Below are 837 nucleotides of genomic sequence, written 5' to 3' on the forward strand. Positions count from 1 at the left end.
ACGACGGCCGAGGGGGAGAGCACCATGGTCACGGCCATGGTCTCGCCGAGTGCTCGTCCCAGGGCCAGCATCGCGGCGGACACCATGCCACCGCGGGCGAAGGGGAGAACCGCCATACGGACCATCTCCCAGCGAGTGGAGCCGAGGGCGAGTGCCGCTTCTTCGTGGAGCTTCGGTGTCTGCAGGAAGACTTCGCGGCAGATAGCCGTCATGATCGGGATGCACATCACCGCGAGCACGAGGGCCGCGGTGAGGATCGTCTTGCCCGTCGACGAGACCTGACCGCCGAAGAACGGGACCCAGGAGGCGTTCGTGTTCAGCCAGGCGTAGATGGGCTGCAGCAGGGGAGCGAGCACCAGCCCGCCCCAGAGGCCGAACACCACGGACGGCACGGCGGCGAGCAGATCGATGACGTATCCGAGGAAGGCCGCGAGCCTCCGGTGCGCGTAGTGCGAGATGAACAGGGCGATGCCGATGGCGATCGGAGCGGCGATGAGCAGGGCGATGAACGAGGCCCAGAGCGTGCCGAAGACCAGCGGCCACACGTACACCCAGAAGGATTCGCCCTTGAGGATGTGGTTGTCGCTGGTGTCGAGCTGGAACGCCGGGAGGCTCTGGATGAAGAGGAAGGCGGCGACGAGCGCGAGGACGATGAGGATGATGATCCCCGCCCCGAGCGCGGTGCCGGAGAAGACCCGGTCTCCGAGTCGCTGCTTCGCCTTGATCGGTGCGGGCGGCGCTGTGGCCGGTGCCGGTGTGGTCGCCTGCGCGGTCGTGCTCATGATCTCCCTGTTTCGGGCCGGGTAGATGTGGATCGGATACTGACCGGGAGGTGGG

The 837-nt window shown here is 67.0% G+C and carries 1 protein-coding gene; it reads right to left on the minus strand.

Annotation, left to right across the window (positions count from 1 at the left end; translation table 11 throughout):
* On the minus strand, positions 1–782 hold a 782-nt coding region (gene pstC, locus ACNPM4_RS08880; RefSeq protein ID WP_448985436.1), incomplete at its 3' end, for a phosphate ABC transporter permease subunit PstC.
* Between the last annotated feature and the right edge of the window lie 55 nt (positions 783–837).

This window comes from Microbacterium umsixpiens (genome assembly GCF_053543675.1).